Genomic DNA, 12,152 nt, shown 5'->3' with positions numbered 1-12,152 from the left:
TCCCCCGCGTTCCATGTGATCGCGGGGGCACGCATACTCGGGGGGTGACCCCGTACGAGCCTCCCGCCGCCCACGACGCCGTCGTGCTCGCCGGCGGTGCCGCCCGGCGCCTCGGGGGCGCGGACAAACCCGGGGTGCGCGTCGGCGGGCGGGCCCTGCTCGACCGGGTGCTCGCCGCGTGCGGCGACGCCCGCACCACCGTCGTCGTCGCCGCGCCCCGGCCGACGGCACGGCCCGTGACCTGGGCACGCGAGGACCCGCCCGGCGGCGGACCGCTCGCCGCGCTCGACGCCGGACTCCGGCACACCACGGCGGAGCATGTCGTGGTGCTCTCCGCCGACCTGCCGTTCCTTCAGGAGCGGACCGTCGGACGGCTGCTGGACACGCTGCGGGGGAGCGCCGCCGACGGCGTGCTGCTGACCGACCCCGACGGCCGCGACCAGCCGCTCGTCGCCGCCTACCGCACCCGGCGGCTGCGCGAGACGCTCGCCCTGCTCGCCGAGCGGCACGGCTCTCCGCACGGACTTCCCCTGCGGCGTCTCACCGCCGAGCTGGACCTCACCCGCATCTCCGATCCCGTCGCGTCCTTCGACTGCGACACCTGGGACGACATCGCCTCCGCCAGGGCACGCATCAGGGAGCATGGGCACGTGTTGGATGAATGGATTTCCGCGGTCAAGGACGAGCTGGGGATCGACCTCGACGTCGATGTGAAAGAGCTGCTCGACCTCGCCCGCGACGCCGCCCACGGTGTGGCCAGGCCCGCCGCGCCACTGACCACCTTCCTCGTCGGCTACGCGGCCGCGCGGGCCGGCGGGGGCCCCGAGGCGGTCTCCGAAGCCTCCCGCAAGGCCGTCGCCCTCGCCGCCCGCTGGGCGGAGGAGAACACCCCGAGAGCCCCCGAAGCACCGGAAGCCACCGGAGCCACCGGAGCCCCCGAAGCCCCCGAAGCCTCCGAAGCACCGGAAGCCCGGAAAGCCCCGGGCGACCGGCCGGGCGTCGCCCCCGACGCGACGCCCGACGCCACGCCCGACACCCGCCCGGACGCCGGATGACCCCGCGCGGCACCCGCACCGGTGAGGACGCCGAAGACCTCGACGTCGAGGAGGTGCTCGCCCTCGTGAACAACAGCAACGGCACCCCCCAGCCCGACCCGGCCGCACGAGGTGAGAAGGACAGCACCCCGACCCCCCGGCAGCCGGACACCCGGCACCGGGCCACCCCCTGGCCACAGGCCCGGGACATCGCCGAGCGCGCCGCCCGGAGCGCCGGCCGGGCCGCCCATCGCGAGCCCGTCTCCGTGCCGCTCGACGCCGCCCTCGGCCTCACCCTGGCCACCCCCCTCGACGCCCTCACCGACCTGCCTTCCTTCGACACCTCCGCGATGGACGGCTGGGCGGTAGCCGGGCCCGCCCCCTGGGACGTACGGGAGGAGGGCGTCCTGGCCGGGCACAACGCGCAGGCGCCCCTGACCGACGGCGAGGCCGTCCGGATCGCCACCGGCGCCCGTATCCCCGCGGACACCACGGCCGTCCTGCGCAGCGAGCACGGCCGCACCGACGACAAGGGCCGACTGCACGCGACCCGGGGCGTCGCCCCCGGCCAGGACATCCGCCCCCGGGGCCAGGAATGCCGCACCGGCGACCAGCTCCTGCCCGTCGGCACCCTCGTCACCCCGGCCGTCCTCGGGCTCGCCGCGGCGGCCGGATACGACACGGTCACCGCCGTCCCCCGGGCCCGCGTCGAAGTCCTCGTCCTGGGCGATGAGTTGCTCACCGAGGGGCTGCCGCACGACGGTCTGATCCGGGACGCGCTCGGCCCGATGCTGCCGCCCTGGCTGCGCGCGCTCGGCGCCGAGGTCACCGTCGTACGACGCGTCCGCGACGACGCCTACGCCCTGCGCAAGGCGGTGACCTCGTCGGACGCCGATGTCATCGTCACCACCGGCGGCACCGCCGCGGGCCCCGTCGACCATGTCCACCCCACCCTGCGCCGTATCGGGGCCGAACTCCTCGTGGACGGCGTGAAGGTGCGCCCCGGCCATCCCATGCTGCTGGCCCGCATCTCGGAGACCCAGCACCTCGTCGGGCTGCCGGGCAACCCGCTCGCCGCCGTCTCCGGGCTGCTGACGCTCGCCGAGCCGCTGCTGCGGACCCTCGCGGCCCGCCCGGCCCCGGAGCCGTACACGCTGCCGCTCAGGGACGCCGTGCACGGGCACCCGCACGACACCCGGCTCGTGCCCGTCGTCCTGCGCGGCGACCAGGCCGTGCCGCTGCACTACAACGGCCCGGCCATGCTGCGCGGTGTCGCGGCGGCCGACGCGCTGGCCGTCGTGCCCCCGGGTGGCGCCCGGCCGGGGCAGGAGGCGGAACTGTTGGATCTGCCCTGGGCGTCCGCAGGAATCGGAGTGTGTTTCACGTGAAACTTCCGGGCCAGGACGCGATCGCCCGCCAGGCGGACGAGCAGTTGGTGACCCAACGGGTGAAACTCCCGAGGACCGTGGTGGAGCACCCGTTCCGCCAGGTCGCCAAGCGGCTGTCCGTGGCACTGCTGGTGCTCGTCATCACCGCGCTGGTCGTCTACGCCGACCGTGACGGTTACAACGACAACGCCGGCGGCGGTGTCGACCTTCTCGACTCCTTCTACTACGCCACCGTCACGCTCTCCACCACGGGCTACGGTGACATCACCCCCGCGAGCGATGCCGCCCGGCTCACGAACATCCTCGTCATCACGCCCCTGCGCGTGCTGTTTCTGATCATCCTGGTCGGCACCACCCTCGAGGCGCTCACCGAACGCACCCGCGATGAGTGGCGACTGACCCGCTGGAGGTCCGCGTTGCGAGATCACACCGTCGTCATCGGCTTCGGCACGAAGGGCAGGTCGGCGATCCGGACCGTCTGCGCGACGGGCCTGAAGAAGGAACAGGTCGTCGTGGTCGACCCCAGTTCCAAGGTCGTCGACGCCGCGACCGCCGAGGGCTACGCGGGCATCGTCGGGGACGCCACCCGCAGCGAGGTGCTGAAGCGGGCCGAGGTGCACAAGGCGCGCCAGATCATCATCGCGACCCAGCGCGACGACACCGCGGTGCTGGTGACGCTGACGGCCCGGCAGCTCAACCGCGGGGCGAAGATCGTGGCCGCGGTGCGCGAGGAGGAGAACGCGCCGCTGCTCAAGCAGTCCGGCGCCGACGCGGTCATCACCAGCGCCAGCGCCGCCGGCCGGTTGCTGGGCCTCTCCGTGCTCAGTCCCTCCGCCGGCATGGTGATGGAGGACCTCATCCAGCAGGGCAGCGGCCTCGACCTGGTCGAACGGCCGGTCGTCAAGGCCGAGGTGGGCAAGAAGCCGCGCGAGACCGCCGATCTGGTGGTCAGTGTCATACGCGGCCACCGGGTGCTCGGCTACGACGATCCGGCCATCGGGACGCTGGAGCTGACCGACCGGCTCATCACGATCGTGCGGAAGACACCGGCGACCCAGGTCGCCCCCGACATCCGTCCGATGCCGCCGATGCCCCGCAACTGACCGCCCGGGCGGGCCGGGCTACGTCCGGTTGTACAGCCGCATCACTTCCGGTTGTACAACCGCATCGTGATCGGCCCGAAGACCAGCACGAACAGTCCGGCCCAGCCCAGCGACCAGGCGACCTCGTCGGCCGGCCAGTCGCCGGCCATCAGGCCGCGCACCGCCGACGCCAGATGGGTGATGGGGCTGTTGTTCACGAAGGCCTGGAGCCAGCCCGGCATGGTCGTCGGGTCGACGAACACATTGGACAGGAAGGTGAGCGGGAAGATCACCATCATGCTGACGCCCATCACCGACTTCTCGGTGCGCAGCATCAGCCCGAACATCGTCCAGATCCACGAGAACGCGAACGAGAAGAGCACCAGCAGGGCGATCCCGGCGAGCACACCGGCGATCCCGCCGTCCGGCCGGTAGCCCAGGATCATGCCGACGGTGAGCATCACGACCGACGCGATCGTGTACCGCAGGGCGTCGCCGAGCAGATAGCCGACCATGGTCGACGGCCGCCAGATCGGCAGCGTGCGGAACCGGTCGAAGACGCCCTTCTCGATGTCCGTGTTGACCGAGACACCCGTGTACATCGTGATCATCACGACCGACATCACGAGGATGCCCGGCAGCAGGAACTGGATGTACTCCTCCGGCGAGCCGGCCAGCGCCCCGCCGAACAGGTACGTGTACATCAGCACCATCATGATCGGGAACGCCGTGACGTCGAAGAGCTGCTCCGGCACATGCTTGATCTTGAGGATCGCCCGCCAGCCGAAGGTCATCGAGGCCGACCACGCACTGGGCCGCGAGGGCCGCTCCTTGGCGATGAGCAGGGCCGCGAGGGACTCGGTGCTGACCGGGGCGAGTTCCTTGGCCTCGGTGGTCGTCGTGGTGCTCATGCCGCCACCTCGTCCTTCGGGTCGTGGGAGGGGGAGCCGGCCTTGCGGTCCGGGGCGTGTGTGTCGTGCCCGGTGAGGGCGAGGAAGACCTCGTCCAGGCTGGGCTGGCCCAGCGAGAAGTTGTCGACGGTGATCCCGGCCGTGGACAGCTCGCTCAGCGCGCGGGACGCCTGCTGGGCCGCGCTGTCGTCGCTCGCCGCCGTACCGAGACGGGCGGTCAGGGCCACCGGGTCGTGCTCCAGCTGCACCTTCGCGTCGAGGGTCCGGCGCAGCAGCTCGGCCGCGACGACCCGTTGATCCGGATCTCTCAGCCGTAGATGGACCGATCCGGCGCCGACGGACGACTTCAGCTCGCCCTTGGTGCCCTCGGCGATCACCCGGCCGCGGTCGATGACGGCGATCCGGGACGCCAGCTGGTCGGCCTCGTCCAGATACTGCGTGGTCAGCAGCACGGTGGTGCCCTGGGCGACCACGGCGCGCACGATGTCCCACACCTGGTTGCGGCTGCGCGGATCGAGGCCCGTCGTCGGCTCGTCGAGGAACAGCAGGTCGGGGGTGCTGAGGATGGACGCGGCGATGTCGATGCGGCGCCGCATACCGCCCGAGTAGTGCTTGACCTGCTTCGCGGCGGCCTCCGTCAGCCCGAAGGCCTCCAGAAGCTGGGCGGCGCGGTCCCGGGCGGCCTTCTTGTGGTGACCGAGCAGCCGGCCCAGCAGGACCAGGTTCTCGGTGCCGGTGAGGTCCTCGTCCACCGACGCGTACTGGCCGGTGAGGCTCACCCGGGCACGCACCTCGTCCGCCTCGCGGACGATGTCGTGGCCGAAGACATGCGCTTCGCCGCCGTCCGGCCGCAGGAGTGTGGCGAGCATTTTCACGGTGGTGGTCTTGCCGGCGCCGTTCGGGCCGAGGACGCCGTAGACCGTGCCCGCGGGCACGGACAGGTCGACTCCGTCGACGGCCCTGGTCTCGCCGAACGTCTTCACCAGGCCCGCGGTCTCGATCGCCAGGCCGGACGTCTGCGTGCTCATGCTTCGGGTCCTTCCGAGTACGTGGGCTACGCATGGGGAGACCTTTACGGTCGCGCAAACTCATCGGTCCCGCATATGGATTTTCGCCAGAACCGGACCAATGACGTAGAGGGGGAACCGACCGGGGGAGGAGCGGACTCCGTCCGGCGACCGAGGAGTACCGTCCCAGTCATGTATGCGATCACGATTCCCGAACCCGGTGGGCCCGAGGCGCTGGTCTGGGACGAGGTCCCGGATCCCGTGCCCGGCGAGGGCGAGGTCCTGCTCGAGGTGACGGCCGGTGCCGTCAACCGGGCCGACATCCTGCAGCGGCAGGGCTTCTACGACCCGCCGCCCGGCACGCCCCCCTACCCCGGCCTGGAGTGCTCCGGGCGGATCGCCGGGATCGGCACCGGCGTCTCCGGCTGGAGCGTGGGCGACGAGGTGTGCGCGCTGCTCTCCGGCGGCGGTTACGCCGAGAAGGTGGTGGTCCCGGCCGGACAGCTGCTGCCCGTGCCCGAGGGCGTCGGGCTGCGGCAGGCCGCGGCGCTGCCCGAGGTGACCTGCACCGTCTGGTCGAACGTCTTCATGATCGCCCACCTGCGCCCGGGCGAGACCCTGCTCGTGCACGGCGGCTCCAGCGGCATCGGCACCATGGCGATCCAGCTCGCCAAGGCCGTCGGTGCCAGGGTCGCCGTCACGGCCGGCACCCAGGAGAAGCTGGACCGGTGCGCCGAACTGGGCGCCGACATCCTGGTCAACTACCGCGAGCAGGACTTCGTCGAGGAGATCAGGAAGGCCACGGACGGCGCCGGGGCCGACGTCATCCTCGACAACATGGGCGCCAAGTACCTGGAGCGCAACGTCAAGGCCCTCGCTGTCAACGGCCGGCTCGCGATCATCGGCATGCAGGGCGGCGTCAAGGGCGAGTTGAACATCGGCGCGCTGCTCACCAAGCGCGCCGCGATCAGCGCGACGTCCCTGCGGGCCCGTCCGCTGGAGGAGAAGGCGGCCATCGTCGCGGCCGTACGCGAACACGTCTGGCCCCTCTTCTCCGGCGGCCGGCTGCGCCCGGTCATCGACCGCGAACTCCCCATGCCGGACGCCGCCACCGCCCACCAGGTCCTGGAGGACAGCGGCCACATCGGCAAGGTGCTGCTGATCGCGCCGCAGGGGGCGTGAGAGCGGCCCGCGTCCTTACGCGCGCCGCAGCCTGAGGCCCACGAACGCGAGTCCCAGGCCGAGTCCGATCAGCACCAGCCCGCTGCCCAGCGGCAGGATCCGCAGCACAGGCCCGACGGGCCGTTCGGCCTGGGCTGCGGCCTCGCGTACGGGTGGCTCGGTCGGTGCGGAGGGCTCGGGGACCGCGGGGACGGCCTCCCGGGACGCCTCGGGGACGGCGGTGGCCTCGCGAGCCTCCCGCTGCTCCTCGGGCTCCTCCGCCCGCCCCGGCCGGTCCCGTCCCTCACCGGCCCGTGTCCCGGCCCGCGAGGGCTCCGGGGACGGGGCCGAGGGGGTGGCACGGGCCCGGGCCTGATCGTCGTACGCGAGAACGGCACCGTAGGCCTGAACAGACCCGCAGGGTGAGACGACCGCACCCGCCCCCAAGGCGACCACCAGTCCGGTCGCCCGCAGTGCGCGTAGCCATGGAGTCACGTTGGTGACCCCCTCCCGCCGTGCCCGGTAGGGCAATAACGGCAAGTTCGGTCATTTCGAGCAATCAGCCTCACATTCCCCCGCACCTCCGGCATTCCGGGTTCGGCCAAGGGGTGGAATCGCTGCACAATCCGGTTATGTCGATACGTCACGGGCTGCTGGCGCTCCTGGCGGCCGGCCCCCGCTACGGCTCACGCCTGCGCACCGACTTCGAGGCCCGTACCGGCGGGACCTGGCCGCTGAACATCGGGCAGGTCTACACGACGCTGGGCCGCCTGGAGCGGGACGGGATGGTGGCCCGGCAGGGCGTCGACGAGGCGGGCCGGGAGCTGTACGCGCTCACCGAGGCGGGCCGGACCGAGCTGCGCGCCTGGTACGCCCGCCCCGTGGAACGGGCCAGCCCGCCGCGCGACGAGCTGGCCATCAAGCTGGTGATGGCCGTCGGGTCGGACGGCGTCGACGTACGGGAGGTCGTCGAGGCCCAGCGCCGGCACGTGACGCAGGCGCTCCACGACCATGTGCGCCGACGGGCCGAGGCCCTGGCCCGCGCACCCGGGCACCCGCAGGAGATGGCCCGGCTGCTCGTCCTGGAGCAGCTCGTCTTCCAGGCGGAGGCCGAGGTCCGCTGGCTGGACCACTGCGAGGCCCGGCTGCTGCGTCTCACCCGTGAGGCGGAACCGCCCCCCGATGAGCAACCCGGGCCCTGACCGATACGTCTGTCGAACAGGGTGGATCAGCTTCCGGTGGGGGCACCACGGAGGTGAGGTGCAGGCGTGCGAGAGAATGGCGACATGGAGATGCCGAGAAACGAACGGTCGCCGGAGAGCCCGCAGATCCTGGTCGTCGGCCAGGACGGCATGGCGCTCGGGGGCGGCAGCGGAGACGAGGACTCCCGCGAGATCCCGGTCACGGAACAGGTGGAGCAGCCCGCCAAGGTCATGCGGATCGGCAGCATGATCAAGCAGCTGCTCGAGGAAGTGCGTGTGGCGCCCCTGGACGAGGCCAGCCGGGTCCGGCTCAAGGAGATCCACGCCAGCTCGGTGAAGGAGCTGGAGGACGGTCTGGCGCCCGAGCTGGTCGAGGAGCTGGAGCGGCTCTCGCTGCCCTTCACGGACGAGGCGACCCCCAGCGACGCGGAACTGCGCATCGCTCAGGCGCAGCTCGTCGGCTGGCTCGAAGGGCTCTTCCACGGGATCCAGACGACGCTGTTCGCCCAGCAGATGGCCGCCCGCGCCCAGCTGGAGCAGATGCGCCGCGCCCTACCGCCGGGCGTCGGTGACGGCCTCGACGAGCAGCACCCGGGCACCCGTTCGGGCGGGCCGTACCTGTAGGTCCGGCACAGCCCCCAAAGACAAAGGGCCCCGCGGCCGAAGCCGCCGGGCCCTTCCTCATGTCCTCATGTCGTCCGGAGCGTCAGGACGACGGATTGCCCGTCGAGACGTTGAGCTCGATGATCGGCATGTCGTCCGGGTCGACGTCGGTGCCCTTGGACGGGAACTGGTTCATGACCGTGCCCTGGCCGTAGGTGTTCTCGTCCACGTTCTTGACGCTGACCTGCCAGCCGGCCGCCTGGGCGCAGGACTTGACCGACGCGATGTTCATGAACTTGAAGTCCGGGATCTGGATCTTGTCGGGGTCGTTGTACGACTCCTCCGGCTCCGTGCACTCCTCGGAGTCGATCGTCTTCGTCGTGTCCGGCCCGCGGTAGCCCGGCTTCTTGGAAGCCGAGGCCGAGGCGCTCGCGCCGCCGCCCCCGCCGCCCTGGTCGTCCTCGCCGCCGCTGTTCATCAGCAGGGCCGCGACCAGCCCGCCGACGGCCAGGACGGCCACGACGACGGAACCGATGATCACCGGCTTGTTGCTCTTGCCGCCGCCCTGAGCTGCGGGCGCGCCCTGGGGCGTGAGGTTGTACGGCGGCGGTGTCGACGGACCCGGCTGCGGGGAGTACGCGCCCGGGTGCGGCGTCTGGTAGCCGCCCTGCTGCGGATAGCCGTACGCCGGGGACGGCGCCGGCGGGGCGGGGGTGCCGTACGGGTTCGGCGGCGGGGTCGGCTGGTACGGCGTCTGGACCTGGCCCGAGGCGGCCGGGGGCGCCTGGTCGACCGGCGGGAACACGGCCGAGCCGACGCCCGCGCCGCTCGGCGCCTGGGTGCCCGGGACGATGCTCGGCGGGGCGGCCTGGAAGGACGCCGCCACCCGCAGGCACTCGTCGCGCATGGACTCGGAGCTGGGGAAACGCTCGTTCGGATTCTTCTTCAGCGCCCGGGCGATCAGCGCGTCCACGGCCGGCGGCAGCGCGCGGTTGATCGTGGACGGAACCGGCGGTTCCTCCTGGACGTGTGCATACGCGATGGCCAGCGGCGAGTCCGCCTCGAACGGCAGCCGCCCGGTGACCAGTTGGAACAGCATGATGCCGACCGAGTACAGGTCGGAGCGTGCGTCCACACCGCGGCCGAGGGCCTGTTCCGGCGAGAGGTACTGCGGGGTGCCGACGACCATGCCGGTCTGCGTCATCGACGTCACACCGGACTGCATGGCGCGGGCGATGCCGAAGTCCATGACCTTGACCACACCGCGCTTGGTCATCATCACGTTGCCCGGCTTGATGTCGCGGTGGACCAGGCCCATCTCGTGGCTGATCTCCAGCGCGGCCAGCACATCCGCTGTGATCTTCAGCGCCTTGTCGGCGGGCATCGCGCCCTGCCGCGTCACGTCCTCGTCGAGGACCGAGCCGAGCGGGCGGCCCTCGACGTACTCCATGACGATGTACGGCGTCGTCATGCCGTCGAGGCTGTCCTCGCCGGTGTCGAAGACCGAGACGATGTTGGTGTGCGTGAGCTTGGCCACGGACTGGGCCTCGCGGCGGAACCGCTCGCGGAAGGCCTGCTCCCGGCCGAGCTCGGTGTGAAGTGTCTTGATCGCGACCTGTCGGTCGAGCACGCTGTCGTACGCGAGGTGCACCGAGGCCATGCCGCCCTGGCCGAGGAGGTCACGCAGCTGATAGCGGCCACTGGCGAGCGCCCGCCCCGCGTACTGCCCGTGTGCGCCGTCCTGGCTCATGTTCCGTGTCCCCCGTGGCTCCTGGCGGAGCTGCTGCCGATCCGTCTGACCTGTCCGACCCGTCGGATCCGTGTGATCCGACGTTGATCCAAACCGCCATTCCCGGCCAAGTCTGCCCCAGGGCACGGACACGTCAAGCTCGGTGCCCGTTCCGTGACCGTACGCGAAAGAAGCGTCGCGGAAGCGTTACCGGGGGCGTGCGGCCGGTACACAGAATTTGCACGAGAGTGCTGAGTAAAGGTTTCATGGCGCGTCCGTCCCGTGCCGGTCCCGGCACCCGTCTCGGACCGGCGGCTTGCGCGGAGGCTGTAGCGTGGCCGACGGAGACCGTAACAACACCGCGCGCACCGCGGGCAGAAACGACGGCGAGGACTGATGGCACAGCAGCAGCGCGCTCAGGGCCCGTCCGAACCCGAGGCGACTGGCGGCGGCATGTCGGACGCGCCGGAGGTCTGGGGTAACGGCGGGTTGGTCGGGGACGGCCGGTACCGGCTGACCCACAGACTCGGCCGGGGCGGCATGGCAGAGGTGTTCGCCGCGGAGGACGTCCGCCTCGGGCGCACCGTCGCCGTCAAGCTGCTCCGCTCCGACCTCGCCGAGGACCCGGTGTCCAAGGCGCGCTTCACACGCGAGGCCCAGTCGGTGGCGGGCCTCAACCACCACGCGATCGTCGCCGTGTACGACTCCGGCGAGGACATCGTCGGCGGCCAGCCGCTCCCCTACATCGTGATGGAGCTGGTCGAGGGCCGCACCATCCGCGACCTCCTGCTGAACGCCGAGGCGCCGGGCCCCGAACAGGCCCTGATCATCGTCTCGGGCGTCCTGGAGGCGCTCGCCTACTCGCACCAGCACGGCATCGTGCACCGCGACATCAAGCCCGCCAACGTCATCATCACGCACAACGGCGCCGTGAAGGTGATGGACTTCGGCATCGCCCGCGCCCTGCACGGCGCGCAGTCGACGATGACGCAGACCGGCATGGTCATGGGCACCCCGCAGTACCTGTCCCCGGAGCAGGCCCTCGGCAAGGCCGTCGACCACCGCTCCGACCTGTACGCCACGGGCTGCCTGCTCTACGAACTGCTCTCGCTGCGCCCGCCGTTCACCGGCGAGACCCCGCTGTCGGTGGTCTACCAGCACGTCCAGGACATCCCGACGCCGCCGTCGGAGGCCTCCGACGTCTGCCCGCCGGAGCTGGACGGCATGGTCATGCGCTCCCTCGCCAAGGAGCCCGACGACCGCTTCCAGACGGCCGAGGAGATGCGCGGACTCGTCCAGTACGCGCTCCAGATGCTCTACGACCAAGGCGGCCACACCGGCACCTGGAACACCGGCCCCGTCGACATGCACGAGGGCCGGCACACCCCGTCGGGCGGCTTCGCCCACACGGCCGTGATGGGCCACCCCGGTGATGTCTCCGGCACCGCGCAGATCCCCTCCCCGATACTCCCCGCCGGCTACGGCGGCGGGGACGACGGCGGCTTCGAGGGCCGCGGCAACAAGGGCAGCGGCCGCGGCAAGCTGTGGATCCTGGCCGTGCTCGCGGTGATCGCCGTGGCGGCGGGCGTCGCCCTGGCGCTGCAGAACACCGGCGGCGGCACGAAGAAGCCCACCGACGACAAGAAGTCGCCGACCGTCTCGCAGACGGAGGAGAAGAAGACTCCGAGCGAGACGCCGAGCGACGAGGAGACGGACGGGCCCACCGACACGTCGACGGACGACGGCACCGGCACGGGCTCCGGCGGCGGTGGATGGACCCCGTCGTACACCCCGTCCTACACGCCGTCCCCGACCACTCCCGAGACGCCCACGGACCAGCCGACGGAGGAGCCGACCACCGCGGAGCCGACCGGCGAGCCGACGGGCGAGGAGCCCACGGACCCGGAGACGCCGCCGGACGAGACCGGTGGCACCGAGGGCGGCACGGCCGGCGTCGTCGCCGGCGCGGAGGGCTGACCCCCCCCCGAACAAAGGGCTGCCCCCTCGAACAGAACGAAAAGAACGTAAAACGCAC

The 12,152-nt window shown here is 71.7% G+C and carries 11 protein-coding genes; 7 read left to right on the top strand and 4 right to left on the bottom strand.

Annotation, left to right across the window (positions count from 1 at the left end; translation table 11 throughout):
- Positions 1-44: 44 nt before the first annotated feature.
- The 3 genes from KJK29_RS18385 to KJK29_RS18375 are packed head-to-tail and all read left to right on the top strand — an operon-like array spanning position 45 to position 3,525.
- Positions 45-1,055, top strand: coding sequence for an NTP transferase domain-containing protein (locus KJK29_RS18385; protein ID WP_215120250.1), 1,011 nt, complete (start codon positions 45-47; stop codon positions 1,053-1,055).
- Positions 1,052-2,422: a molybdopterin molybdotransferase MoeA gene (locus KJK29_RS18380; protein ID WP_215120249.1), complete on the top strand. Its 1,371-nt coding sequence runs from the start codon at positions 1,052-1,054 to the stop codon at positions 2,420-2,422. The genes KJK29_RS18385 and KJK29_RS18380 overlap by 4 nt, the downstream gene beginning before the upstream one ends.
- On the top strand, positions 2,419-3,525 hold the full coding sequence (locus tag KJK29_RS18375) for a potassium channel family protein (protein WP_215120248.1): 1,107 nt from the start codon (positions 2,419-2,421) through the stop codon (positions 3,523-3,525). Before KJK29_RS18380 ends, KJK29_RS18375 begins: the two co-directional genes overlap by 4 nt.
- Before the next feature lie 41 nt (positions 3,526-3,566).
- On the opposite strand, the gene KJK29_RS18370 is transcribed toward KJK29_RS18375, so the two are convergent.
- Positions 3,567-4,415 (bottom strand): ABC transporter permease, encoded by an 849-nt coding sequence (locus tag KJK29_RS18370; RefSeq protein ID WP_215120247.1) that lies wholly within the window; start codon positions 4,413-4,415, stop codon positions 3,567-3,569.
- Positions 4,412-5,443, bottom strand: a complete 1,032-nt coding sequence (locus KJK29_RS18365; protein ID WP_215120246.1) for an ATP-binding cassette domain-containing protein — start codon at positions 5,441-5,443, stop codon at positions 4,412-4,414. Before KJK29_RS18365 ends, KJK29_RS18370 begins: the two co-directional genes overlap by 4 nt.
- Before the next feature lie 171 nt (positions 5,444-5,614).
- Between KJK29_RS18365 and KJK29_RS18360 the strand changes: the two genes are divergently transcribed.
- Positions 5,615-6,604 (top strand): NAD(P)H-quinone oxidoreductase, encoded by a 990-nt coding sequence (locus KJK29_RS18360; protein WP_215120245.1) that lies wholly within the window; start codon positions 5,615-5,617, stop codon positions 6,602-6,604.
- A 15-nt stretch (positions 6,605-6,619) separates the two neighbouring features.
- On the opposite strand, the gene KJK29_RS18355 is transcribed toward KJK29_RS18360, so the two are convergent.
- Positions 6,620-7,078 (bottom strand): hypothetical protein, encoded by a 459-nt coding sequence (locus KJK29_RS18355; RefSeq protein ID WP_215120244.1) that lies wholly within the window; start codon positions 7,076-7,078, stop codon positions 6,620-6,622.
- A gap of 137 nt (positions 7,079-7,215) precedes the next feature.
- On the opposite strand from KJK29_RS18355, the gene KJK29_RS18350 reads away from it, so the two are divergent.
- Entirely contained in the window at positions 7,216-7,785 is a 570-nt protein-coding gene (locus tag KJK29_RS18350; protein WP_215120243.1) for a PadR family transcriptional regulator, read from the top strand.
- Between the two features lie 84 nt (positions 7,786-7,869).
- Positions 7,870-8,409, top strand: a complete 540-nt coding sequence (locus tag KJK29_RS18345; protein ID WP_215120242.1) for a bacterial proteasome activator family protein — start codon at positions 7,870-7,872, stop codon at positions 8,407-8,409.
- 82 nt (positions 8,410-8,491) lie between these two features.
- Here KJK29_RS18345 and KJK29_RS18340 read toward each other — a convergent pair whose 3' ends face one another.
- A complete protein-coding gene (locus tag KJK29_RS18340; protein ID WP_215120241.1) occupies positions 8,492-10,138 on the bottom strand; it encodes a Stk1 family PASTA domain-containing Ser/Thr kinase in 1,647 nt (548 codons plus the stop codon).
- A gap of 375 nt (positions 10,139-10,513) precedes the next feature.
- Here KJK29_RS18340 and KJK29_RS18335 point away from each other — a divergent pair, with 375 nt between their 5' ends.
- A complete protein-coding gene (locus KJK29_RS18335) occupies positions 10,514-12,094 on the top strand; it encodes a protein kinase domain-containing protein (RefSeq protein ID WP_215120240.1) in 1,581 nt (526 codons plus the stop codon).
- Positions 12,095-12,152 lie beyond the last annotated feature (58 nt).

It is taken from the genome of Streptomyces koelreuteriae, from assembly GCF_018604545.1.
GTDB classification, from domain to species: Bacteria; Actinomycetota; Actinomycetes; order Streptomycetales; family Streptomycetaceae; genus Streptomyces; species Streptomyces koelreuteriae.
The sequence above is the reverse complement of the archived record's forward strand: the minus strand, read 5'-3'. Positions and strand labels throughout refer to the sequence as shown.

Coding starts and splice junctions, on each gene's coding strand:
- KJK29_RS18345 (WP_215120242.1), top strand. CDS start 7,870: ATGGAGATGCCGAGAAACGAACGGTCGCCGGAGAGCCCGCAGATCCTG.
- KJK29_RS18380 (WP_215120249.1), top strand. CDS start 1,052: ATGACCCCGCGCGGCACCCGCACCGGTGAGGACGCCGAAGACCTCGAC.
- KJK29_RS18370 (WP_215120247.1), bottom strand. CDS start 4,415: ATGAGCACCACGACGACCACCGAGGCCAAGGAACTCGCCCCGGTCAGC.
- KJK29_RS18365 (WP_215120246.1), bottom strand. CDS start 5,443: ATGAGCACGCAGACGTCCGGCCTGGCGATCGAGACCGCGGGCCTGGTG.
- KJK29_RS18360 (WP_215120245.1), top strand. CDS start 5,615: ATGTATGCGATCACGATTCCCGAACCCGGTGGGCCCGAGGCGCTGGTC.
- KJK29_RS18350 (WP_215120243.1), top strand. CDS start 7,216: ATGTCGATACGTCACGGGCTGCTGGCGCTCCTGGCGGCCGGCCCCCGC.
- KJK29_RS18335 (WP_215120240.1), top strand. CDS start 10,514: ATGGCACAGCAGCAGCGCGCTCAGGGCCCGTCCGAACCCGAGGCGACT.
- KJK29_RS18340 (WP_215120241.1), bottom strand. CDS start 10,138: ATGAGCCAGGACGGCGCACACGGGCAGTACGCGGGGCGGGCGCTCGCC.